The organism is Actinomadura kijaniata NBRC 14229 (assembly GCF_001552175.1).
In the GTDB taxonomy this organism is placed as follows: Bacteria; Actinomycetota; Actinomycetes; order Streptosporangiales; family Streptosporangiaceae; genus Spirillospora; species Spirillospora kijaniata.
In genome coordinates, this window is record NZ_BCQR01000192.1 from 1 (window position 1) to 22,305 (window position 22,305).

25 protein-coding genes, 3 tRNA genes and 1 pseudogene are annotated in these 22,305 nt (G+C 73.8%); 8 read left to right on the plus strand and 21 right to left on the minus strand.

Features of this window, described 5'->3' with window-relative positions:
* The 10 genes and pseudogenes from AKI01S_RS41465 to AKI01S_RS41510 all read right to left on the minus strand — a co-directional run.
* Positions 1 to 380 (minus strand): GvpL/GvpF family gas vesicle protein (locus tag AKI01S_RS41465; protein ID WP_174567468.1); only part of this gene is annotated, 380 nt, incomplete at its 3' end.
* A gap of 5 nt (positions 381 to 385) precedes the next feature.
* Positions 386 to 910, minus strand: a complete 525-nt coding sequence (locus tag AKI01S_RS41470) for a gas vesicle protein (RefSeq protein WP_439951708.1) — start codon at positions 908 to 910, stop codon at positions 386 to 388.
* A gap of 7 nt (positions 911 to 917) precedes the next feature.
* Positions 918 to 1,175, minus strand: a complete 258-nt coding sequence (gvpO, locus tag AKI01S_RS41475) for a gas vesicle protein GvpO (RefSeq protein ID WP_067831217.1) — start codon at positions 1,173 to 1,175, stop codon at positions 918 to 920.
* A 2-nt stretch (positions 1,176 to 1,177) separates the two neighbouring features.
* Complete coding sequence (locus AKI01S_RS41480; RefSeq protein WP_067831218.1) at positions 1,178 to 1,417, minus strand: gas vesicle protein GvpG; 240 nt, start codon at positions 1,415 to 1,417, stop codon at positions 1,178 to 1,180.
* 5 nt (positions 1,418 to 1,422) lie between these two features.
* Positions 1,423 to 2,271, minus strand: a complete 849-nt coding sequence (locus tag AKI01S_RS41485) for a GvpL/GvpF family gas vesicle protein (protein ID WP_084000765.1) — start codon at positions 2,269 to 2,271, stop codon at positions 1,423 to 1,425.
* Positions 2,271 to 2,705, minus strand: coding sequence for a gas vesicle structural protein GvpA (locus AKI01S_RS41490; protein ID WP_067831220.1), 435 nt, complete (start codon positions 2,703 to 2,705; stop codon positions 2,271 to 2,273). The genes AKI01S_RS41485 and AKI01S_RS41490 overlap by 1 nt, the downstream gene beginning before the upstream one ends.
* A 693-nt stretch (positions 2,706 to 3,398) precedes the next feature.
* Positions 3,399 to 4,349, minus strand: a pseudogene (locus AKI01S_RS41495) (TIGR03557 family F420-dependent LLM class oxidoreductase); the annotation flags it as partial.
* A gap of 121 nt (positions 4,350 to 4,470) precedes the next feature.
* Positions 4,471 to 4,545, minus strand: a tRNA-Arg gene (locus AKI01S_RS41500).
* Between the two features lie 3 nt (positions 4,546 to 4,548).
* Positions 4,549 to 4,620, minus strand: a tRNA-Cys gene (locus AKI01S_RS41505).
* Positions 4,621 to 4,625: 5 nt separating this feature from the next.
* Positions 4,626 to 4,697: transfer RNA gene (locus AKI01S_RS41510), tRNA-Asp, on the minus strand.
* A 418-nt stretch (positions 4,698 to 5,115) separates the two neighbouring features.
* On the opposite strand from AKI01S_RS41510, the gene AKI01S_RS41515 reads away from it, so the two are divergent.
* The gene (locus AKI01S_RS41515) at positions 5,116 to 5,796 is read left to right on the plus strand and encodes an alpha-ketoglutarate-dependent dioxygenase AlkB family protein (RefSeq protein ID WP_245682002.1); all 681 of its coding nucleotides are present in this window, start codon (positions 5,116 to 5,118) and stop codon (positions 5,794 to 5,796) included.
* Between the two features lie 196 nt (positions 5,797 to 5,992).
* Here the strand turns inward: AKI01S_RS41515 and AKI01S_RS41520 are convergent, their stop codons facing one another.
* A complete protein-coding gene (locus AKI01S_RS41520) occupies positions 5,993 to 6,475 on the minus strand; it encodes a DUF1579 family protein (RefSeq protein WP_067831223.1) in 483 nt (160 codons plus the stop codon).
* Between the two features lie 182 nt (positions 6,476 to 6,657).
* Here AKI01S_RS41520 and AKI01S_RS53970 point away from each other — a divergent pair, with 182 nt between their 5' ends.
* Positions 6,658 to 6,789 (plus strand): helix-turn-helix transcriptional regulator, encoded by a 132-nt coding sequence (locus AKI01S_RS53970; RefSeq protein WP_281186201.1) that lies wholly within the window; start codon positions 6,658 to 6,660, stop codon positions 6,787 to 6,789.
* A gap of 499 nt (positions 6,790 to 7,288) precedes the next feature.
* The gene (locus AKI01S_RS41525) at positions 7,289 to 7,795 is read left to right on the plus strand and encodes an alpha/beta hydrolase (protein ID WP_157420536.1); all 507 of its coding nucleotides are present in this window, start codon (positions 7,289 to 7,291) and stop codon (positions 7,793 to 7,795) included.
* A gap of 296 nt (positions 7,796 to 8,091) precedes the next feature.
* Here AKI01S_RS41525 and AKI01S_RS41530 read toward each other — a convergent pair whose 3' ends face one another.
* The 4 genes from AKI01S_RS41530 to erm all read right to left on the minus strand — a co-directional run bounded on the left by AKI01S_RS41530 (position 8,092) and on the right by erm (position 10,634).
* A complete protein-coding gene (locus AKI01S_RS41530) occupies positions 8,092 to 8,367 on the minus strand; it encodes a hypothetical protein (protein WP_157420533.1) in 276 nt (91 codons plus the stop codon).
* 341 nt (positions 8,368 to 8,708) lie between these two features.
* Entirely contained in the window at positions 8,709 to 9,167 is a 459-nt protein-coding gene (locus AKI01S_RS41535) for a hypothetical protein (protein ID WP_157420534.1), read from the minus strand.
* Positions 9,168 to 9,327: 160 nt separating this feature from the next.
* Complete coding sequence (locus AKI01S_RS51355; protein WP_157420535.1) at positions 9,328 to 9,645, minus strand: hypothetical protein; 318 nt, start codon at positions 9,643 to 9,645, stop codon at positions 9,328 to 9,330.
* A gap of 113 nt (positions 9,646 to 9,758) precedes the next feature.
* Complete coding sequence (gene erm, locus AKI01S_RS41540) at positions 9,759 to 10,634, minus strand: ErmE/ErmH/ErmO/ErmR family 23S rRNA (adenine(2058)-N(6))-methyltransferase (protein WP_067831227.1); 876 nt, start codon at positions 10,632 to 10,634, stop codon at positions 9,759 to 9,761.
* A gap of 624 nt (positions 10,635 to 11,258) precedes the next feature.
* On the opposite strand from erm, the gene AKI01S_RS41545 reads away from it, so the two are divergent.
* The 3 genes from AKI01S_RS41545 to fmdA all read left to right on the plus strand — a co-directional run bounded on the left by AKI01S_RS41545 (position 11,259) and on the right by fmdA (position 14,020).
* Complete coding sequence (locus tag AKI01S_RS41545) at positions 11,259 to 12,242, plus strand: alpha/beta hydrolase fold domain-containing protein (RefSeq protein ID WP_067831228.1); 984 nt, start codon at positions 11,259 to 11,261, stop codon at positions 12,240 to 12,242.
* Between the two features lie 113 nt (positions 12,243 to 12,355).
* On the plus strand, positions 12,356 to 12,664 hold the full coding sequence (locus AKI01S_RS41550) for an FmdB family zinc ribbon protein (RefSeq protein WP_067831230.1): 309 nt from the start codon (positions 12,356 to 12,358) through the stop codon (positions 12,662 to 12,664).
* 93 nt (positions 12,665 to 12,757) lie between these two features.
* Positions 12,758 to 14,020 carry a formamidase gene (gene fmdA, locus AKI01S_RS41555; protein WP_067831231.1) on the plus strand — a complete coding sequence of 421 codons (1,263 nt, stop codon included), beginning with the start codon at positions 12,758 to 12,760 and terminating at the stop codon, positions 14,018 to 14,020.
* Between the two features lie 170 nt (positions 14,021 to 14,190).
* On the opposite strand, the gene AKI01S_RS41560 is transcribed toward fmdA, so the two are convergent.
* Entirely contained in the window at positions 14,191 to 14,664 is a 474-nt protein-coding gene (locus tag AKI01S_RS41560) for a MarR family winged helix-turn-helix transcriptional regulator (RefSeq protein ID WP_067831233.1), read from the minus strand.
* Positions 14,665 to 14,769: 105 nt separating this feature from the next.
* Here AKI01S_RS41560 and AKI01S_RS41565 point away from each other — a divergent pair, with 105 nt between their 5' ends.
* Positions 14,770 to 15,843: a substrate-binding domain-containing protein gene (locus AKI01S_RS41565; RefSeq protein ID WP_067831234.1), complete on the plus strand. Its 1,074-nt coding sequence runs from the start codon at positions 14,770 to 14,772 to the stop codon at positions 15,841 to 15,843.
* 66 nt (positions 15,844 to 15,909) lie between these two features.
* Here the strand turns inward: AKI01S_RS41565 and AKI01S_RS41570 are convergent, their stop codons facing one another.
* The 5 genes from AKI01S_RS41570 to AKI01S_RS41590 all read right to left on the minus strand — a co-directional run bounded on the left by AKI01S_RS41570 (position 15,910) and on the right by AKI01S_RS41590 (position 20,977).
* The gene (locus tag AKI01S_RS41570; RefSeq protein WP_067831235.1) at positions 15,910 to 17,565 is read right to left on the minus strand and encodes a DUF885 domain-containing protein; all 1,656 of its coding nucleotides are present in this window, start codon (positions 17,563 to 17,565) and stop codon (positions 15,910 to 15,912) included.
* A 122-nt stretch (positions 17,566 to 17,687) separates the two neighbouring features.
* On the minus strand, positions 17,688 to 18,515 hold the full coding sequence (locus AKI01S_RS41575) for a hypothetical protein (protein WP_067831236.1): 828 nt from the start codon (positions 18,513 to 18,515) through the stop codon (positions 17,688 to 17,690).
* Between the two features lie 132 nt (positions 18,516 to 18,647).
* On the minus strand, positions 18,648 to 19,481 hold the full coding sequence (locus AKI01S_RS41580; RefSeq protein ID WP_169814103.1) for a nucleotidyl transferase AbiEii/AbiGii toxin family protein: 834 nt from the start codon (positions 19,479 to 19,481) through the stop codon (positions 18,648 to 18,650).
* A 35-nt stretch (positions 19,482 to 19,516) separates the two neighbouring features.
* Positions 19,517 to 20,173 carry a LysE family translocator gene (locus AKI01S_RS41585; RefSeq protein ID WP_067831239.1) on the minus strand — a complete coding sequence of 219 codons (657 nt, stop codon included), beginning with the start codon at positions 20,171 to 20,173 and terminating at the stop codon, positions 19,517 to 19,519.
* A 66-nt stretch (positions 20,174 to 20,239) separates the two neighbouring features.
* Positions 20,240 to 20,977 (minus strand): hypothetical protein, encoded by a 738-nt coding sequence (locus tag AKI01S_RS41590; protein WP_245682001.1) that lies wholly within the window; start codon positions 20,975 to 20,977, stop codon positions 20,240 to 20,242.
* 192 nt (positions 20,978 to 21,169) lie between these two features.
* On the opposite strand from AKI01S_RS41590, the gene AKI01S_RS41595 reads away from it, so the two are divergent.
* On the plus strand, positions 21,170 to 22,183 hold the full coding sequence (locus AKI01S_RS41595; RefSeq protein ID WP_067831241.1) for an AAA family ATPase: 1,014 nt from the start codon (positions 21,170 to 21,172) through the stop codon (positions 22,181 to 22,183).
* Positions 22,184 to 22,305 lie beyond the last annotated feature (122 nt).

The following is a 22,305-nucleotide window of genomic DNA, read 5'->3' on the forward strand; positions in this document are numbered from 1 at the left end:
AGCACCTGGGTGAACTGCTGCCGCCCCCGGGTGAGGACCTCCACGATCCGCGCGTCGTCGCGGTAGAGGGTGGCGATCCGCACCGGCGCGGTCGGGGCGGCGTGCGCGGCCAGGTCGACCACCTGGTGGTGGGCCCGGGCGGTGGCCTCCAGGAACGTCAGGTCCTCCAGGTTGACGCGCAGTGCCTCCTCCCCGAACTCGCCCTGGTCCACCGTGGACACCAGCGCGGTCAGCTCCCCGGCGCGCACCGGACGCACCGGCGCTCCGCCCACGCCGGTGACGCCCTCCAGCACCTTGGGGTCCAGGCCGCGCGCCACCCCGTACAGGTAGACGGCGCTCCCGGTGCCGGTGCCGGAAGGGGTGAGGGGTGTGTCGGTCACGGCCGTCACTCCTTACCGCTCTCACGGGTGCCGTGTTCGCTTCCATTGTCACCCTCGCCGCCGCCTTCACCGGCGGATGCGGTTTCAGCGACCGGTGCGGCGTCCGGTGCGGCGGTGTCGGGGGTGTCGGATGGGGCGGCGTCGGGGGTGTTCAGCACGCGGGTCTCCAGGGCGGCCAAGCGTTCGCGCAGCATGCGGTTCTCCTCGCGTAGCTGCTGCTCGGTGTCCCCGTCGCCCGTGCCGCCCTCGACGCCGGCCTGGGCGGCGCGGGCTTTGGACGACAGGGCCGGGTCGTGTTCCCACCAGTCGATGCCCATCTCCTTGGCGCGATCCACCGACGCCACCAACAGCCGCAGCTTGATGGTGAGCAGTTCGATGTCCAGCAGGTTGACCCGGATGTCACCGACGATCACGATGCCCTTGTCCAGGATGCGTTCCAGCAGGTCGGCCAGGTTGGCGCCGCCCTGGGTGGGCGGGCCGCCCATCTGCCGTGCCGGACCCCGACCCTGGGCCCAGGAGATCTCGCTCACGGGTGCCTCATCCTCTTTCCACTCGTCCGCGTGAATAGCGGCGGATGCGCCGGTAGGACACCAGTTCCCCGTCGCCGTCGATCTCGGCCTGGTAGCAGGCGAGAATGTCGGCCGAGTCGGGGATGCGGTGGCTTTCCACGACCTCGACGCTGATGCGCCAGCCGTCGTCGGTGCGTTCCACCCCCACCACCGACTCGGCCTGCTTGCCGGTCATCTCGGTGACGTAGTGGACGGCGCGTTTGGCGGCGTCCGACGCCGAGAGCATCATCAGCCTCCCTGGGCGCTGCCGGCACGCAGCCGGGCCAGGAGTTCCTCTTCCCGCTCGGCCGCCTCCTCCTCGGTGATCACGCCGTTGGCGACGTCGTCGGCGACCTGTTGCATCTCGGCGGCGATCCGGCCCGGGTCATACAGCTGCGCCTCGGCCTGCTCCTTGAGCACCTCGGCCAGCCACACCACCCCGCGCACCGGCGCCAGCGGCAGCGTCACCAGTCCGCTGAACAACCCCACCTGTCTCAGGTCCCTTCCGGCACGAAGTCATAGGGCGGCAGCGGCCCGATCAGGCGCAGCCGGACCCGGTCGGCGCCGTCCTTGGCGATGGCCTCCACCGCCTGCTCGAACTCGGCGCGCCGGTCCTGGTCCACCAGGAACGAGGCGTCCACCACGTCCTCCTCGCGCACCGGGGTGCGCGCGACGGTCCGCTCGGCCAGCGAGGCCAGGGCCTGCAGGATCTGCTGCCCGTCGTGGTCGCGGCGGTTGCGCATCGCGTTGGCGATCAGCTCGCCCAGCCGGACCCGGTCGTAGTAGGCGGCGTCGGCGGCCTCGGGGGGGATCTCCCGCAGCCGCTGGTTCAGCTCGGCGATCTCCGGATCGTCGCTGAGCAGCTCGCGCAGCACGTTCTCCTGCACGTAGGTGCCCTTCACGCGCAGCTCCACCCGGCCCTGCAGCTGGTCCAGCACCTCGGCCAGCCGCTCGCCGTTGGTCTCCAGCAGCTCGCTTTTGACCGCCTCACGGCTGGTCAGCGCCGCGCCGAACCGGAACGGCAGCACCACGGTCCCGGCGTGCACCAGCGCGTCCAGCACCCGCTGGTGCGCCAGCAGGTCGGCGCGCTCGCCCAGGGGACGTCCCTGCGGCAGGTCGCCGACCACCGCGGCGCAGCGGCCGTGCACCACCAGCGACACCGGCTTGTCGTCCAGGCCCACCACGTCCTCGGCCAGCTTCGCCTCGGCCGAGGTCACCCCGTACACGTACTGCGGGACCTGCTGTTCCTGGCCGGCCTGTTCCTGGTTGGCCTGTTCCCTGGCCTGGTCCCCGGCCACGACGGGGCCCTGCCGGGTCGCCTGAGGGGTCTCGGGGCCGGTCATCACTCGTCCTCCTCCTTCTTGGAACGGCGGCGCGCGGGCTGCTTGTCCTTCTCGTCCTCTTCCTCGTCGGAGCCGCCGAAGGTCTCCTTGATCCGCTCCTGCGCCCCGGCCAGCGCGCCCTTGGTCTTCTTCTTGGCGCCCGACTCCTGCATCGAGTCGATCATCTGCGGCAGGCCCTGGGAGGTGCCGTCGTGCGCGATGTCCAGACGGTTGCACGCCTCGGCGAACCGCAGGTAGGTGTCCACACTGGCCACCACGATCCGCACGTCCACCGTCAGGATCTCGATACCCACCAGCGAGACCCGGGCGTAGACGTCGATGACCAGACCCTTCTCCAGGATCAGGTCGACCACGTCAGCCAGACCGCTGCCGGACGAGCCGCGCTGCTGGCTGTAACTGGTGCCCGAGGTCTGCTGGGCGATCGGCCCAGTCATGTCATCCACTCCTCATCTGGGGGGCAATGTCAAGGCCACACGTACCCGCCCTGATCTCACTAAACGGGACAAGTCGAAACGGTCATCGATCGTGATCGGCATCGCGCGATCCGAACCCGCGGACGCCCGCCCGGCGCCGTCTCGTTCCCACAGGTGAACGCGGCGGGGGCGCGGCCGGAGGTGAATCCGGCCGCGCCCCCACGGCAACAAAACCGCCGGCGCCGCTCACGACCCGACTCACGCCTCAGGGCTGCTTCACCCGGGTCAGCGCCGGCTCATCGGTCAGCGCCGCTTCAGCACCCGGCGCGCCACCACCACCGCCACGCCCGCGGCGGCGACGGCGGGCGCGGCACGCAGCAGCTTGTGCAGCGACAGCAGCTTGGTCAGCCGCATCGCCTGCTTGGGCAGCGCCGCGACCGTCCCGGCACCGGCCCGCACGCCCTTCTCCACGCCCCGCCCGGCCGCACCGGCGGTCCGCCCCGCGGCGGAGGTGGCATCGGTGGTGGCGCCGGTGGCGGTGTCCGCGGCGTTGCGGGTGGTCTGCGTAGCGCGGTCGGTCATCTGCCCGGCGCCCTGCTTGATCCGGTCCGATCCCCTTCCGGGAACCGAGGGAGTTTCCATCTGGCTCACGCCTCCTGTCGATATCGGCTGTCGTGTCGTTGGTCGGGGGTGTCGTTGGCCAGGGGTGGGGCCGCGCAGGCGCGGCAGCACCCGCTCGGCGTAGAAGTCGAAGAACCCCTCCTGGTTAGGGCCGGTCTGGTTGATGTGGACCTCGTCGAACCCCGCCTCCAGATAGGGGCGCAGCGCCGCCAGGTGCGCCTCGGGATCGGGACCGCACGCGATGTTCTGCTCGACCATCTGGTCGGTCACCAACGAGGCCGGCTGCGCGAAGTGACGCGGCTGCGGCAGCAGCTGGGCCGCCTCGCCGGGCAGGAACATGTTCGGCCACAACCGGCGCACGGTGGCGCGCGCCCGCGCCGCGTCCTGTGCCCAGCACACCTTCACCCCGGCCTGGGTGGGCTTGCCCTTGTCGCCGCCCTCCTGGAACGCCTCCAGCAGCGCGGTGTCGGGGGTGGTGCAGATGTAGCCGTCGGCGATCCGGCCCGCCAGCCGCGCCGCCTTGGCCCCCAGCCCCGACATGTGGATCGGCGGGGGCCGCTCGGGCAGGGTGAACAGGCACGCGGTGTCGACGCGGTAGTGCGTGCCGCGGTGGGTGACCAGTTCCCCGGTCAGCAGCCGCCGGATCACCGCGACCGCCTCCTCCGGCATCTCCAGCCGTTCGTCGGCCGGCGGCCAGCGGGGGTCGGTGACGTGCTCGTTGAGGGCCTCCCCCGATCCCACGCCCAGGGTGAAGCGGCCCTCGGGCATCACCGCGCGGGTCGCGGCGGCCTGGGCGACCACCGCCGGATGCACCCGCACCAGCGGGCAGGTCACCGCCGTGGTGACCGGCAGCCGCGTCACCTGCGCGATCGCGCCGATCACGGCCCACACCAGCGGGCTCTCCCCCTGCTCCTCCAGCCACGGGTGATAGTGGTCAGAGATCCACAACGCGTCGAACCCGGCACGTTCGGCCAGCTGCGCCTGCCGGACCAGCGCGCGCGGCCCGTGCTCCTCACAGGCCAGGAAGTAGCCGAACCGGGTCATGCCCCACCCTTCCCGGGCACGCCGCGCGGTGACGCGCCCGTATGCGGCCGTACCCGGACACACGCCCGCAAACGTCACCGCCTCCTGGGGGCGCCCCAGGAGGCGGCGGGAGGGAAGGGAGTGGTCTCCCCGGCAGGAATCGAACCTGCACCTCCGGCTTCGGAGACCGGTGCCCTGTCCGTTGGGCCACGGGGAGGGAAAGCGCCGGCGGGATTCGAACCCGCGTACACGGTTTTGCGGACCGCTGCCTGAACCACTCGGCCACGGCGCCCCGAGCGACCCCGGTGGGAATCGAACCCACGACACCCGGCGCGACAAGCCGGTGCTCTGCCATTGAGCCACGAGGCCACCAACCGGCCGGAAGCGATCGGACGGAGTCGAACCGCCCACGAGCCACCGGCCCACGACACAGGACAACTGAGAGACGGACGCACCAGGACCGTCGTTGCGAGGACCCGACGGGCGCTCAGGCAGGCAGACCCCGGGATCGGGTCACATCCGACGGGGACTCACGTGGCGTCTGAGGCTCACGCGGCGAAGCAACACCGCCGCCGCCCGGCCGGGTACCGCGCACATCGGTCGTCCACCGCACGATCACACCGCCGATCACATCGGCGACACCGTCGATCGCTCATGCCGGTCCCCTCCCCTCGCCGCGCGCCGGCCGGCCCGCCTGCTGCCGTCGGGCCGTGTGGTTCCCACCATGCCCCGCACCCCGCCGGCGCGGCAACGCCTTTTTCACGCGCCCGCCGGGACGGTGGCTAGCCTGGCGGACGTGACCGCGCTGATCCCCCGCCCCCGCAGCGAGCCCGCGCCCGGCGTGGTGCACCTGCCCGGCTGGCTGGACACCGCGGCGCAACGCCACCTGGTCCGCGCCTGCCGCGACTGGGCACGCCCACCGGCGGGCATGCGCCACACCCGGCTGCCCGGCGGCGGCGTGATGTCGGTGCAGACGGTCTGCCTGGGCTGGCACTGGGAGCCCTACCGCTACCTGCGCCACATCGACGGCGTCCCCGTCAAACCACTGCCCACCTGGCTGGCCGAGCTGGGCCGACGCGCCCTCACCGACGCCTACGACCACCCCGACATCACCTGCGACGCCCGCCCGCAACGCTACGACCCCGACGTGGCGCTGGTGAACTTCTACGACGCCACCGCCCGCATGGGCCTGCACCAGGACCGCGAGGAACGCAGCGCCGCGCCGGTGGTGTCACTCAGCCTCGGCGACACGGCGGTGTTCCGGCTGGGCAACACCGACAACCGCGGCCGCCCCTGGCGCGACCTGGAACTGGAGTCGGGCGACCTGCTGGTGTTCGGCGGGCCGTCCCGGAGGGCGTTCCACGGCGTACCCCGCATCCTGCCCGGCACCGGCCCCACCGACATCGACCTGCGCTCGGGACGCCTGAACATCACCCTGCGCGAATCAGGCCTGACCGCACCACCGTGACCACCCGCCGCGAACACAACACCACCAGGCAGAACGCACACCAACCAGCCCTCACCCGCCCCGCCCCCGCAGGACCGTCAGCTCCGAGACCCCCAACAGCACGCCGGAAGCCCACTGACCAAGCGCCGCACCAACGCCGACCCGGGCGTCCGCCATCCCCTTCGAGGTCACGGCCTTCCGCGAGCGTGAGCGGCTGCTAGTCGCTCTTGGTGAGGACGTAGGACATCATCGGCGCCCAGGTGTCGGGCCCGACGGGGACCTCGGAGTCGACGCGGATGGTGCCGTCGCTGTTGGGCGTGCGCCGAATGCGGGCCGGGCCCGTCACCACCAGGGCGTCACCGTCGAAGCCACCGAGGTACCTGCTGCCCTCGCCGTCGTAGGGGCCGAGGCTGTTGAAGAAGTGGGTCCGGTACTGGCCGGTGGCGGGATCGTAGTCCAGGAACTCGTAGCCGACGTCGTCCACCGCCTGCCCGGCGACCTCGAACCCGGTCTTCCAGCGGTGGACGAGGAAGAACCCGCCCTCCATCCACTCGAAGGTCTCCCAGCCGGTCACCTCGGCGGCCGGTCCCATCGGGCCCTCGATCGTGGAACCCTTCACGTCCCAGCTGCCGACCAGGAAGTCCAACTGCCTGAGCGCAGGGTCGGGTGTGGGCATTTCGAAGAACGCTTCCTCGCTCATGGCGCTCCCGTTCTGTCGCGTTGCTCCCCCCCTATCCAATGGGAGCGAGCATGATAGGCAGGAGGCGACGTCCAAGGCGCAACGGCCGGTGCTGGACAGCCCTGGACCTCCTGACGCGCCGGGCTCCTGCGCGGCTCCACCGGCATTGCCCACCCTCACCTGTATCCCGACGTTCTCTGCGGATGGCCATCGCCGCCGACCTGCTTCGCATGCCCGGCACCACCGTCGCTGCGGTCAGAAAAGCCGGGTACGCCGACGCGTTCGCCTTCAACAACACCTTCAAACGGGTCCGCGACAGTCCCCCAACGACCTGATCCGTTCCTCGCGGTAACGATCTGACCGGCTGCAGACCCACCTCCGCGAACAGGACACCGGCCGCCCCCGGCGCACGCTGTGCAGCGCCGCCATCGCCGCCCGCTCCGCACGCGACACAGACAGTGTCGAAGCGCGAGATCCCTGACTGCTGCCTGGTGTGTGACCCTCATTTCCTCCCGCCTATCTCTGTCAGAGCACGCCCTTGGGCTGGCTGTTTTGTCGTTGACGTTTTTGAAGGGGGGGGGATTTGAGTAGTCAAAACACCCCACACCTTGACAAAGTAAGGTATCGGGTGAATCGGACATTGGTGTGAGGGGGCTCGCTGTTCCAGCGGGACGTCCGTGGCAGGCTGGGCGGGTGACCACCGTGCTCCCCACCCCCGTGCCCCGGTTGGCCTTTCGCGGGCCCTCCTCCCCTGCCGCGGTCGCGCTGCTGCTGCATGGCGGACGCGAAAACAGCCGTCAACCGGCGAGTTCGCGCCAGCCCGCTCCCCTGCGGATGGTGCCGTTCGCGTTGACGCTGCTGCGCGCCGGGCGACGGCACCGGTTGGCGGTAGGGACGCTGGGTTACCGCTATCGCGGCTGGAACGGCGAGGAGGCCTCCCCCGTCCCCGACGCGCTGTGGGCGTTGGACCAGGTACGGCACCGTTGGCCGGGGGTACCGGTTGTGCTGGTGGGGCATTCGATGGGGGCGCGCACCGCGTTGCGGGTGGCCGGGGACGCGCAGGTGCGCGGGGTGGCCGCGCTGGCCGCGTGGGTGCCGCGCGGTGAGCCGGTCGACCAGCTCGCCGGGCGCCGTCTGCTGGTGATGCACGGCACCGACGACCGCACCGTCCCGGCCAAGTGGTCGGCGTCCTACGCCGAACGGGCCCGCGCCGTGGCCGCGCGGGTGGACCACATCAGCGTCCCGGGTGAGGGACATGCGATGCTGCGCCATCCGGGCCTGTGGCATCGCCGGGTCGCCCAGTTCACCCTGGACTGTCTGGCAACGCCCGCCCATCCCTGATCGGCGATCTCGGGCCGCGTCCTTACGCGAACCGCCCGGTCGGCCGGACCTCGCCGGGCAACGCGAAGACGGTCAGGTGCCCTCCATGGGATCACCCTGATTCCGGAGACAAGGAAGGGGAATTCCAGCGCGCCGCCGAGCCGCTCCCCCAACGCCAGGTCCCACACCTGGATGCTGTCGGATCCGCTCGACACCGCCAGCGGACGGCCGTTGATGGTCGTGCAGGTCAGCGCTTTGACGCCGTCACCGTCGTGGGCGAGGACCGGGGCGCCGACCCGGCGGCCGGTGACCAGGTCCTAGCGGATCGGTGCGCCGTCCTCGTCCCCGCTCACTGTGGCGGTGTGGCCGGTCCTCGCGGGGGTGAAGAGTGCTCCGGTGGCCAGGTCCCACCCCTGGACGGTGTCGTATCCGGAGGTGGTGACCATGACGGCGCGGCCGTCCACCTCGGCGCAAGCCGCCGCGCACGCCTCCGGGGACTGCCGGGGCGGGGTGTCGAAGGGCCCGAACGTGCGTACGTCCCGCACGCGCAGGCCGCCGTCGCACAACGAGACCGCGACGGGATGTCGGCCCACCCGGGCGCGCTCCACCGGTTCCAAGGGGAACCGCCCCCGGCCAGGCCCTCACACACGCCCCGAACGGTGCACGCCCGCGACCACCAGGCCCCGGCCCTCCAACGGCCTTCTGGCGCGGGTCGCCGGTGGCCGCGTCCCACAGTCGGGTGTGCTCGCGCCCCCTCAGATCGCCATCCTCGACCTACTGGCCTCCCCCGTGACGATCACGGGACGGCCGCCGATTGCCCGACGACCGGACGCGCGACCGGGGACGGCCCCAGATCCCACGCCCGCACCCATCCCTCGTCGTCACAGGTCACCACTGGGCGAGCGCCCACGACGGTGGAGACCAATCCCGCACCTCACCGAAACCCGACACGGAACGGCTGACCGGCCGCGCTGACGGCGCGCCGGTCGCCACGTCCCCCCACGCGCACGGCGCCGTTCCAGCCTCCGACCGGCACCGCCTGGCGTCCGTCCAGCTCAGTGCAGGCCAGGACGCGGACACCGCCGGTAGCGCCGCCCAGCGCGGACCGGCCCCGCTCCTCCAGGACCGCGCACGCCACGGCGGTCATGCCCAGGTCACGGGCACCAGCGCCGGGCGGCCATCGCCGCGACCGGGGGAACCCGCGGCCACCGGAGCCGGTGACCGCGTCCCAGGCACGCGCGGCGTTGAGGGTACTGGTGACGAGGGTGAGACGTCCGGGGACACCGGTGAACAGCAGTCGTTCGATGGGGCGGGCCGACAACGCCTGCAGGGGCGCACCGGTGGCCGGATCCCAGATCCGCGCATCGCCATTGGTATCGCCGTCAGCGGTCACGGGGTCGCCCTCCCTCCGACTGTGCACCAGTGCCCGTACGGACCGTCGTGGGCGGTGAACGGCTCGCCGACGGTGAACCTGGTGGTCAGGTCCCCTGTGCGCACGAGCGCGTCGTGCCCGCCGCTGACCGTGACCGTGCGTCCCCGTGACGTCAGGCAGGTCACCGCCGCGGCGTCGTGCGCCGGGGATCTGCCACAGCAGGTGCTCGGCGGCCTCGTTGCCGGTCGCCCCCAACGGTATCCACGGCGGTCCCGGGCGTGCTGCGGACGTGCCCCAGTAGAGGGACCTCGGCGAGCTCGCGCGCCAGCAGGTAGTCGCCCAGCCGCGCCGCGTCCAGGCTGAGCATCTGGCGGCGGACCTGTGGAGCGGCGTCGCGGTGCCAGGGCGGCGACATGCGGTGGACGGTCGCCGCGGGCCGGGCACGTGCGTCGCGTGCCCGGCCCGGCAGCGCGGTGACCTCCGGCGGGTCGGCGGTCACCAGGAAGGCGCGGTCGTCCAGCGTCTTCTCACCCGCATGGGTGATCTTGATAGCAGGGCGGGCGCCGCCGCGTACATCCGTTCACCGGGCCCGTCGCCGGACTCGTGGGCCGCTCACCGCGGCGGGTCGTGCGGCATGGTGTGCCGCACGTCGTACAGCACCGCGAACAGCGTGATCCACTGGTCGGGGTGGACGTGGGCCACCACGGCGTCGCGGTCGATCCCGGCGGTGCGCAGGGCCGCCTCCACGCGGCGGCGGGGGTGGTGTTCGCGCAGGGAGGCGCGCAGGGTGCCGCCGCGTCCGGCGAACCCGGTCGCCACGCACGCCCGGTAGTCGGCCAGCGCCTCGGGCGGCAGCAGGGGCGCGGGGCGGCGGCGCAGTCCCAGGATCGCGGCGTCCACGCGTGGGACCGGCCGGAACCGGTCCCGGTCGATGCGTCCCAGCAGCCGCCAGTCGAACAGCGGCCAGCTGGCCACGGTCAGGCGGGACCAGCGGCCGTAGTCGCCGGTGCGTTTGCGCGCGTACTCGCGCTGGGTGATCAGGGTCGCGGCGGTCAGGTGGGGGGCCTCCAGCGCCCAGGTGACGATGCGGGCGGTGGCGGCGTAGGGGATGTTGCCGGTGAGGTGGAACGCCCGGCGCGGGGGGCGCGAGCGCAGGAAGTCCCCGGCGACGACCGTGACGTCCGGCAGGTCGGCGCAGCGGCGGCGCAGGCGGGACACCAGGTGCGGGTCGATCTCGTAGGCGATGACGTGGGCGGCGCGGCGGGCCAGGGCGGCGGTGATGCGGCCGTCCCCGGCGCCGACCTCCACCACCAGCTCGCCGGGCCCGGTGTCGACGGCGCGGACGTAGCGGGCCAGGGCGGCGGGGTCGGCCAGGAAGTTCTGCGACAGGGTGCGGCGGGCCCGGTCACGGGCCGAACCGGTCGGGCGGGCGCGCTGGGCACGGTCGGTACGGTCGGCGTGGTGGTCACGAGGGGCGCGGTGGGTCATGCTCGCTGTCCTTGGATGCGGCGGACAGGCGAGGCGGGCCGCGAGTCGGCGGGACCCGGCCAGATCACGCGGTGATCGGTGCGGGGCGTCGCGGGTCGCGATCGGCCGCCTGTCCGGGAAGGTCAGGGGACGGTCGAGGACCCTGGAACGCCACGGCGACGCGGCCGGCGCGGAGGGACGGCGCGTCAGCCGTTCAGCGCGAAGAGCTCGGCGGGCACCATCGGGCGCGCCGCTTCAACGGGCGGCGCAGCGCGGTGCGTGTGGCTCGGTGTGTGCTGAACGGTTGCGTGTCCGAAGGCGCGGCAGGACGAACGCACCTCACACGGCGCGACACGACGCGACACGGCGCGGGTGAAGGCGCGGGCGTGAGGTGTCGGGAGGTGCGGTGCGTTCAGGCGTGGATGCCGGGCGAGCCCAGGGCCGGGCTGCGACGGATCCGGCTGAACGCCATGACGCACGCGGCGCATGCGGTGCACGCGGCGGCGGCTGCCGCTGCGGCTGCGGCCGCGCCGGACGGGCTCGCTGACATGGCGCCGATCGTAGGGGGTGACGGGAGCGGGTGGCCAACCGTTTTTCCGTTCGCGTCTTGCGGTGGGGGCGTCCGCACCAGTAGGCCAGAGTGTCATGGGCCGCGATCCCGATTATCTGCAGTTCCTGCGTCGCCGGCTGGCGACCGCCGGGCCGGCGCCGGCCCGGCCGGGGCGGCTGTCGCCGCGCCAGCGGGTGGCGTGGGCGCGGCGTGAGCACGCCGCCGCGTTGGCGGCGGTGCCGCGTCCGCCGGTGGCGCAGGTGCGGGACGTGGTGATCGACGGTCCGGGCGGGCGGTTGCCGGCGCGGCTGTACCGGCCGGGCGGGGCCGATCCGGTGCCGGGGCTGGTGTACTTCCACGGCGGCGGGTGGATGCTGGGCGACGTGGAGTCCTACGACCCGGTGGCGCGGGCGCTGGTGGTGGCCTCGGGGGTGGCGGTGGTGTCGGTGGACTACCGGCGGCCGCCGGAGGATCCGTTCCCGGCGGCGGTCGACGACGCGGTGGCGGCGGTGGGGTGGACGGTCCGCAACGCGCGGCGGCTGGGGCTGGACGCGGCGCGGCTGGGGGTGGCCGGGGACAGCGCGGGCGGGCAGATCGCCGCGGCGGCGGCGTTGCGGCTGCGCGGGACCGGGATGGCGGCGGCGGTGCAGGTGCTGGTGTATCCGGCGTTGGACCTGCGGGCGGTGCCGCCGGCGCCGCCCGATCCCGACGGGCTGGTGTTCCCGCCGACCGATCTGCGGTGGGTGGTGGAAACGTACCTGGACGGCGCCGACCCGGCCCATCCGGAGGTGTCGCCGCTGCTGGCGCCGGAGGTGTCGGGCCTGCCGCCGGCGGTGGTGGCGACGGCCGAGTACGACCGGCTGCGGCCCCAGGGGTTGGCCTACGCGGCGCGGCTGCGGGCGGCGGGGGTGCCGGTGACGCTGATCCCGGGGGCGGGGCTGGACCACGGGTACCTGGGGTGGGGGTCGTTCGCGCGGCGGCCCGCGGCGGCGGTGGCGCGGATCGGGGCGGCGGTGGGGGCGGTGCTGGGGGTCTCCCCCGGTGCCGGCCGCGGGTCCGGTGGGGGTGGGCGGCGGTGAGCGGCGATGGGCGGCGACCGTTGAGGGGTGTTGACGGACGTTGACGGATGCTTCCCACGGAAATACTTTCGATGGGAAGCATTTCGTGGTGGTCCGGTGAACGGAGGCACGGCATGGTCGCCTATGAGTACCGGTGCCGCCCGTGCGGGCCGTTCACCGTGCGCCACCCCATGGGACAGGCCCCCGCCGACGCGCCGTGCCCGCACTGCGGCGGCACGGCGCCGCGCGCGTTCACCGTCCCGGCCGTTCCCCGCACCTCCCGCGCCCTGGCACGTGCGCTGGACGCCCAGGAGGCCGGCGCACACGAGCCGCACGTGGTCGACCACGTCCCGCCCCGCGTCCCATCCGCCGCCTCCTCCCGCGTCCTGTCGCCTGGTTCGGCGCCCGCCGATCCCCGGCACTCCCGCCTGCCCCGCCCCTGACCTGCCCCCTGTCCTTCCCGGTGTCCTTGCCCGATCCGTCCGTTGCCTGCTCGGCCCTGTGTCGTCTGGTCCGTGTGCCCACGGAGGTAGGCCATGCCCGACGTCGTCTTCACCGTCGACCAGTCCCGTTCGATGCGCGACCAGAAGGCCCCCGGCCACAACCGGTGGCACCCCGACATCCCCGCGGCGATCACGGTGCGGCCCGGCAGCGAGATCCGGGTGGAGTGCCGCGAGTGGACCGACGGGCAGATCGGCGACAACGACTCGGCCGACGACGTGCGCGATGTGGACCTGTCGGTGACGCACATGCTGTCGGGGCCGATCGCGGTGGAGGGCGCTCGGCCCGGCGACCTGCTGGTCGTCGACATCCTGGACCTGGGCCCGGTCCCCCAGGGACCCGGCGACCCCGCGCGCGGACCGGCGCCCGGCCAGGGCTGGGGTTACACCGGGGTGTTCGCCCGCGACAACGGCGGCGGGTTCCTCACCGACCGGTTCCCCGGCGCCTGCAAGGCGATCTGGGACTTCCACGGCCAGCAGGCCACCTCCCGGCACATTCCCGGGGTGCGGTTCACCGGCATCACCCACCCGGGCCTGTTCGGCACCGCCCCCTCGGCCGAGCTGCTGGCCCGCTGGAACCGCCGCGAGCAGGCCCTCATCGACACCGACCCGGGCCGGGTGCCGCCGCTGGCGCTGCCGCCCTCACCGGGCGGGACGCTGGCGGGGCCGCTGACCGGATCGGCGCTGGAGCAGGTGGGCCGGCAGGGCGCCCGCACCGTCCCGGCCCGCGAGAACGGCGGCAACCACGACATCAAGAACTTCACCCGCGGCGCCCGCGTGTTCTACCCCGTCCACGTGCCCGGCGCGCTGCTGTCGGGCGGTGACCTGCACTTCAGCCAGGGCGACGGGGAGATCACCTTCTGCGGGGCGATCGAGATGGGCGGGTTCGTCGACCTGCACCTGGACCTGATCCCCGGCGGCATGCAGACCTACGGGGTCACCACCAACCCGGTGTTCCTGCCCGGCAACGTCGAGCCCCGCTACAGCAAGTTCCTGTCGTTCATCGGGATCTCGGTCGACCACGACGGCGACGTCAACCACTACAACGACGCCACGCTGGCCTACCGCAACGCCTGCCTGAACGCCATCGCCTACCTGGAGACCTTCGGCTACAGCCCCGAGCAGGCCTACCTGCTGCTGGGCGCGGCGCCGGTCGAGGGCCGGGTGTCGGGGGTGGTCGACATCCCCAACGCCTGCTGCTCGCTGTACCTGCCGACCGCGATCTTCGAGTTCGACATCCGTCCCACCGCCGAGGGTCCGCGCCGCGCCGACCGCGGCCGCTGCGCGGTGTCGTCCTGACGCGGGGGCCCGGCCTCTTCGGGGGGTGGAGGTTCCTGTGACCGGTTTGTCGCGGTGCGGCCCTGGACGCGGGGGGACGCGCCGCGGCAAACCTGCCCCCCGTTCCTGCCCTCGCTCCTGCCCCCGTTCCTGCCCCCGTTCCTGCCCCTGCTTGTGGCCTGTGGGGCGGGTCAGGTGAGGCGGGTGGTGGCGCGGGCCAGCAGCGCCGACAGCAGTGCGGCCTCCTCGGGGCCGAGGGCGTCGGTGACGGTGTGCCAGGCGCGGGCGGCGGCGCCGGCGGCCCGGCGGTGGGCGGTGTGGCCGCGTTCGGCCAGCAGGACCAGCACGCGGCGTCGGTCGGCGTCGTCGACGCGCCGGTAGACGCGGTTGGCGGCGACCATGCGGTCGATGAGCTTGGTGAGGGTGGGCGGTGGCAGCAGCGCGTACTCGGCGATCTCGGTCATGGGGTGGCCCTGGCCGTCGGCCAGCAGGTCCAGCACCCGCCATTCCTCGGGGGTGCAGTCGGCCTCGGCCAGGGCGGCGGTGAGGCGGGCGGTGACGGCGCGTTCCACCGCCGTCAGCAGCCGCGCCGGATCGGCCGGGCGCGCCTGCCGGCCGGACGCCTGCTCGGGAGCCTGGTGCGGGGTGGGGGGCGTTGCCTTCATCGCACCCCCAGGTTACCGTTCACGCACGAAAAGCTTCCCCGGGAAAGCATCGGCGGTGCCGTGATGTCCGCACCCCCGCCTCCGTCCTCTTTTCCGTCCTGTTCTGTGGGGCCGCCGCTGGGTCCGCCGCCCGGTGGGGAGCTGGCGGTCGCGCTGGTGATCCCGTTGCAGGGGCCGGCGGGGATTTTCGGGCCGAGTTGTGAGTTGTGCGCGCGGCTGGCGGTGGAGGAGGTCAACGCCGCCGGTGGGCTGCTGGGACGCCGGATGCGGTTGACGGTCGTCGACGGTGGCGCGCCGCCCGCGGTGGTGGCCGACCGGGTGGAGGCGCTGGTGGCGGCGGGGGCGGTCCAGGCGGTGACCGGCTGGCATATCTCGGCGGTGCGGCAGGTGGTGGCGCCGCGCATCGCCGGACGCGTCCCCTATGTCTACACCCCCCTGTACGAGGGCGGGGAGCGCGCGCCGTGGGTGTTTTTGGCCGGGGAGACGCCGGGGCGGCAGTTGCGTCCGGCGCTGGCGTGGTTCGCCCGCGAGGCGGGAGTGCGCGACTGGGCGCTGGTGGGCGATGACTATGTGTGGCCGCGCCGGTCGGCGCGGGCGGTGCGCGGCTACCTGGACCGGTGGGGCGGGCGGGTGGTGTGCGAGTGCTTCGTGCGGCTGGGCACCCAGGATTTCGGGGCGGTGCTGGCCCGCGTGGCGGCCTCGGCCGCGCAGGGGGTGGTGATGCTGCTGGTGGGCGATGACGCGGTGGCGTTCAACCGGGCGTTCGCGGCGGCGGGGCTGGATGAGGCGATGGTGCGGTTCAGCCCGTTGATGGACGAGAACATGCTGCTGGCCACCGGCGCCGCCGGAACGCGCGGGCTGTATGCGGCGGCGGGGTTCTTCGAGACGTTGCCGACGGCGGGCGGGCTGGAGTTCTCGGCGCGTTACCACCGCCGGTTCGGGGCGCAGGCGCCGATGCTCAACAGTGTGGGCGAGTCCTGTTACGAGGGGGTGCGGCTGCTGGAGGCGTTGGCGCTGCGGGCCCGCGGGGTGGGGGCGCGGGAGATGGCGGCGACCTGTGAGGGGCTGGGGTATGACGGGCCGCGCGGGCCGGTGCAGGTGCGGTCCCGTCATCTGGCCCAGCCGGTGTTCCTGGCCGCCGCCGAGGGGTTGCGGTTCGATGTGCTGTGCCGGTTGTGACCCCCGCCGGTCGACACCGCCAGGGGCCACGCCAGGGGCCAGGGGTGGAGGTCAGGGGTGTGAGGGTCAGGGGGTGGTGAGTTCGGCGCGCAGCAGGTCCAGGCCCATCGGTCCCAGGTCCAGGGCGCGGCGGTGGAAGTCCTTCAGGTCGAACGCGGCCCCCTCGCGGCGGCGCGCGGCCTGGCGGGCCTCCAGCCACACCTTCTCGCCCAGCTTGTAGGCGATGGCCTGGGCGGGCCGCCCCAGGTACCGGTCGATCTCGAACGCGATCGACTCGTCGGTCTCGGGCCCGGTGTGCAGGCTCAGGAACTCCCGAGCCAGCGCGGGCGTCCAGCGTTCGCCCTCGTGGAACCCGGTCCCGGCGGGGATCGCCAGCTCCAGGTGCAGGCCGATGTCCAGCACCACGCGGGCGGCGCGGTACTGCTGCCCCCCGGCCAGCATCCCGAACCGGTGGGCGGGGTCGCGGTAGAACCCCAGCTCGTCCATCAGCCGTTCGGCGTACAGGCCCCAGCCCTCGCAGTGACCGGGGAACAGTTCGCTGGCGATGCGCTGGAACCGGTTAAGGGTCGGGTGCAGGGTGGTGGTGCCCACCTGCAGGTGGTGGCCGGGAACGCTCTCGTGGAACATGATGCCCGGCACCGACCAGGTGCTGATGGAGGCCTGCGGGTCGGGGTCCACGGCCCACCACACCGTGCCCGGCCGCGACAGGTCCTCGGCCGGGGCCAGGTAGTAGACGCCGCCGCCGGTGGGCGGGATGCGGCAGTCCAGCACGCGCAGCGGCTCGGGGATGTCGAAGTGGACGCCGCCCAGCTCGGCGATGGCCTGGTCGGCGATCTGCTGCATCAGGTCGCGGAACGCCGCCGCGCCCACCACCCGGTGGGCGGGGTCGGCGTCCAGGGCGGCGCACACGGCCTCCACCGGCTCGCCGGGAAGCACCTGCGCGGCGGCCCGCGCCATCTCGGACTTGATGCGGGCCAGTTCCTCCCAGCCCCAGGCGTAGGTCTCCTCCAGGTCCACCCGGGTGCCCAGGAACTCGCGCACGCCCAGCAGGTAGCGGTCGCGGCCCAGCGCGTCGCGTTCGGGGGCCTGGGGCGCCAGGTCGCGTTCCAGGAACGCCGCCAGGTCCTCGAACGCCTGCCCGGCGGCGCGGGCGGCCGCGGCGAGCGGTTCGGCCAGGGGGCCGGTGTGGCGGGCGGCCAGCTCGACCAGGTAGGCGGGGGTGGCGCGGGCCTCACCGGCGTTGCGCAGCACCTGGCGGCGCGCGGCGACGCGGCCCTCCTGCGCGGCCCAGCTCAGGGAGGTCCGCAGGCCCGCCAGCGACGCCGGGACCGCGCGCAGCCGCGCCAGCAGCGCCTGCCAGGGGGTCTGGTCGCCGCGGTCCAGCAGTTCGATGGCGTACCGCAGGCGCTGCACCGGGCCCTCGATGGTCTCCAGGCAGCTCTTGTCGACGCGGGCCTCGTGGCGGGCCCACTCGACCTCCAGGTGTTCGCGCAGCACGGCCGCGGCGATGCGGTGGTCGCCGCCGGTCCCGCCCCGCCCCTCCAGCCCGCGCAGCTCACGCAGGGTGCGGCGGACCAGGTCGGCGCGCGCGGCCAGCCCTTCGGGGCCGTAGTCGGTGAGCCGGTCGTCCTGCCCGGCGATCCCCATCATCGCCGCCCGGCAGGGGTCCAGCGCGGCGAACTCGTCCACGTAGGCGTCGGCGAGCGCGTTCAGTTCGATCATGGTGTCAGGGTAGGGCGTCGTCTCACCGGATGAGACCGGCGCGAACACCGGCAGCGCAGAGGGAGCGCAAGGAGAGCGCAAGGGGGAGCGGCGGGTGGTGTCGGGGCGCGGGGAGGAGGGGGTCAGCCGGTGTGGTCGCCGGGCGGGCACACCGGGATCTCGCGCCCGTCGTCGTCCTTGGCCTCGTCGTCGCCCCACCGCGTCAGGTACAGCGCCGGGACCCAGGCGCGCGGGCTGGTCTCCCCGTCGCCGTACAGGTGGTCCAGGTGGGTCAGCAGCCACCAGTGGTTGTGGTGGGTGCGCCCGTCGTCGCCGGTGCGGGACACGCGTTGGCCCCAGCGGCGGCACAGCACCCAGTGGCGGCCCGCCTCCAGGGTCCCCTTGGGCCCGGAGGCGGTGGTGGGACGGGTATGGCCTTCCAGGCCGCCGGCGGGCGCGAACATCTGCACCCAGAACCTTCGCCCCAACGCGGTCGCGGTGGGCGCGGGCGTGCCGGTGGCGTTCCCGGTGGTGTCGGTGGTGGTGTCGGTGGCGCCGGTGGGGGCCGGGGAAGCGGTGGTGGGGCGCCGGTCGGTGGGGTCGTCGCCGGGCCACAGCAGCACCAGCGTTCCCGCAAGCGCGACCGCCAGGGCTCCCGCCAGGGCTCCCGCCACCACCCAGCCAAGGCCGCCGAACCGCTGCCGGGAACCGGTGGGGCCGGTGGCGGGCGTCCAGGGCAGCGGCTCACCCGGTTCACCCGGCGTGTTCGAGGGTTGCCAGGTCGGGTCGAGCACGGTGTGCGTCTCGGTCGGCGGGTCCGGGACGGGCACCTCAACGGCGCTCGGATCGACGGCGGTCGGGTCGTCTGAGGTGGTCTCGCCCGGCTGCGGGGGCGTGGGGAGGAGGAAGTTGCAGCGGATGCACCGCGGGCGGCTGTCGGGGGTGTCGCTGCCGCAGCCCGGACATCTCATGCCGTGCGCCCTCCCGTCGCGCCGCCGGTCGCCCCCCTTCGTCTCTCATGGTGCCCCCGCCCTGAGACACCGAACGGTCACAAGAAATCACGATCCAGCGTCAGCGTCAGCGTCAGCGGCGGCTCCGGTTCCTCACGCCTTTCCCGCGGGTTCCTCCACCAGCACCTGCGTCAGGGCCAGGGCCAGCCGCAACCGCCAGTCCCCAGCGTCCCCGGCGTCCCCGCCGTTCCCGGTCGTGTGCGGGCAGGTGCGCTGGAAGGTCTCCCAGTCCACCTCCCACTCCAGCACCGCCTCGGGATCGGACAGGCGGCCGTGGCGGGGACCCACCCGTGCGCGCAGCACCGCGCGCAGCAGCCCGCCGGGCAGCACCCGGCCGTCGTCGCGCAGCCGTTCGGCCAGCAGCACCGCGTCATACAGGTCCTTGCCGCGCGCCCGGCCCCGCTCCGACCAGCCCTGGTCGTGGTACAGCCACGCCAGCTTCCACGCCAGCTCCAGCTCCGGCGGCGCCGCCCGCACCCGGGTGGCGCCGCCGTCGGCGCGCGGGACCTGCACGGTCACCGGTGGTCGTTCCGGCGGCGGCCCGAACGCCACATCGATCTGCACCCGCCCGGCGCGCTCCCCGGTCCTCCAGGGCACCAGCAGCCGTTGGCCGAGCGGTTCGGGCAGCTCGTAGCCGCCCGTGGTGGTCCGCGTCGCGTGCCGGGCGTCCAGGCGCAGCCCGACGGGGCCGCGCGCGCCCAGCCGCAACGCGCCGACCAGCCCGTCCATCAGGGCCTTTGCCCGGTGCCCGTCGTAGGGGCCTTCAGGGGCGGGGGCGATCCAGTCCAGGTCGCCCGGCTGCCGCGCCGCCTCCCCCAGCCACGCCGTCAACGCCAGGCTGCCGCGCAGCACCAGCCCCCGCGACCACCGCGAGGCCGCCAGCACCGCCAGAACGTGGTCGACCGCCGCCCGGTCAGCGCTCCCCACCCCCACACCCCCCGGATCTCAGGGCCGGTCCGGGCTCAGCGGGTCTCGGCCGCCAGCCGGACGCCCAGGCCCACCAGGACCGCGCCCGACACCTGCTCCAACCGCCGCCGCACCGCCGGGCGCCCCAGCACCCGGCGCGCGGCGTCCACCACCCACACCACGACCGTGTACCACGCCAGGTCGATCAGCACCCACAGCACCGACAGCACCAGCAGCGTCGCCATCACCGGCTGCCCGTCGGGCACGAACTGCGGCAGGAACGACACCGCGAACACCCCGGCCTTGGGGTTGGCGCAGTTGGTGATCAGCCCCAGACGGAAGCACCTCCACGCCGACCACGCCGACCGGCCCGCCCCCACCTCGGCTTCGACGGCGGCACCGGCGTCGGCTTCGGCGGCGAACGCGCCCCGCCGCGCCTGCCACAGCGTCCTGGCCCCGAAGTACACCAGCACCGCCGCGCCCACGACCCGCAGCACGTCATAGGCCAGCTGCGAGGCCGCCAAAAGCGCCGACAACCCGACCGCCGCCGCCAGGCCCCACGCCAGCACCCCCGCCTCGTTGCCCAGGGTGGTGGCCAGCCCCGCGCGGCGGCCCGACCGCGCCGACTCCCGCATGATCACGACCGTGCTCGGTCCCGGCGCCACCGCGATCAGCACCGCCGCGCCGACAAAAGCAATCAGACTCTCCAGCATCCCCTCATGCTGGCGGCCCGCCACCCGCCCCGCAACGCGCTTTTCGCCCCCGCCGAGCGGGAACCCTCACAGGGGCGCGCCGTCGTCGCCGGGCCCCTCGGTCGGCCCCGGTGACGTCGGGGACGGCGCCGGCGAGGTCGGCGTCGGGGACGGACGCGGCGTGCTCGGCGTCTGCGAGGGGCTCTGCGAGCTCGGCGTCGGCTCCGGCGGCGGAGGCGGCGGCTGCTCCACCTTCGGCTGGCAGGCGAACAGCAGCACCATCAGCAACGCCAGCACCAACAGCACCGCCGCCAACGTCAAAATCGCCGCCACCAGCCCCCGCTCCTGCCGCACCACCGGCGCCGCCACCGCCACCGGCGCCGTCCCGGGCACCGCCGGCTCCCCCGACCCGGCCCAGTACGGCTGGAACTGCGGACCCCGCCGGCGCCCGGCCCACCGGCCCCGGAACGTCCCCTCCAGCAGCACCGGCTCCAGGAACCGTTCGGCCCCCGCCCGCTCGCCCCCATAAGCCGTCGCCACCCACGGCGCCGGACCGTCGGGCTGGGCCGCCACCACCGGCGCCCGGCCCGACCCCTCGCCCACCTGGCCTCCACCCACCTGGCCTGCGCCCACCGGCGCCTGCCCGGGCCGCCACTCCCGCAGGATCGCCGCCCGGAACCGGTCCCGCGCCGCCGCGTCCCCGGCCGCGCCCCGGTTCAGCACCGCCACGCTCACCTGCCGGCCCGACCCGTCAGACCCCAGGTACACGATCCCCGCCGACGACTCGCCCAGCCGCGCCGACAGGCGGAACGGACCCAACTCCACAAGGTCACCAGGTGGCAACGGCCTCGACATGGCCGCCAGACTAACAACCACCCACCCCGTGCAGGAGCCCCGCGCAACCGGGTACAAGTGATCGCATAGGGTCGACACCGAACCCGCGGGGCCGGCGCGCGCCCGCCCGCCGGGCGCCCCGCACCGACCCCGCCGACGGCAGACAGTGAGGGACACACCACGATGACCATCGCCACCACCGACCTGGACCAGGCCGCGGCCCAGCTGCACGACACCCTGGCCGAGGTCAAGAAGGTCATCGTCGGTCAGGAGCACATGGTCGAGCGCATGGCCGTCGCCCTGCTGGCCCGCGGCCACTGCCTGGTCGAGGGCGTCCCCGGCGTCGCCAAGACCCTCGCCGTCTCCACCTTCGCCCAGGTCGTCGGCGGCACCTTCGCCCGCCTGCAGTTCACCCCCGACCTGGTCCCCTCCGACATCGTCGGCACCCGCATCTACCACCCCTCCACCGAGCAGTTCGACGTCGAACTCGGCCCGGTGTTCGTCAACTTCGTCCTGGCCGACGAGATCAACCGCGCCCCCGCCAAGGTCCAGTCCGCCCTGCTGGAGGTCATGGCCGAACGCCAGGTCTCCCTCGGCGGCCACACCTACCGCCTGCCCGACCCCTTCATCGTCCTGGCCACCCAGAACCCCATCGAGTCCGAAGGCGTCTACCCCCTGCCCGAGGCCCAGCGCGACCGCTTCCTGATGAAGATCGACGTGCGCTACCCCGGCGCCCACGAGGAACTGCAGATCCTGCGCCGCATGAGCGTCGACCCCCCGCGGCCCACCCAGATCCTCGACCCCGACCAGCTGGCCGCCCTGCAACGCGCCGCCGAAGAGGTCGCCGTCCACGAACTGGTCGCCGACTACATCGTCCGCCTGGTCATGGCCACCCGCGAACCCGACCAGTACCACCTGCCCGACCTGCGCCAGGTCATCCAGATCGGCGCCAGCCCCCGCGCCACCCTCGGCCTGGTCGCCGCCGCCCGCGCCCTGGCCCTGATCTCCGGCCGCGACTACGTCCTGCCCGACGACGTGCGCGCCGTCGCCCGCGACGTCATGGCCCACCGCATCGTGCTGACCTTCGACGCCCTGGCCGACGGCATCGACACCGCCGACGTCGTCGCCCAGATCCTGGCCGCCGTGCCCCCGCCCCGGGTCGTGTGGAACCACGGCGCCACCGGGACCCCGGCATGACCCACCCCGGCGTCCCCGACCCCACCCCAGGACCGCTCCCCGGCCCTGCACCCCACCCTGCACCCATGCCCGTGCCCGGGCCCGGGCCCGCGTCCACCGCCGCTCCGTCGTTCGCGCCCCCC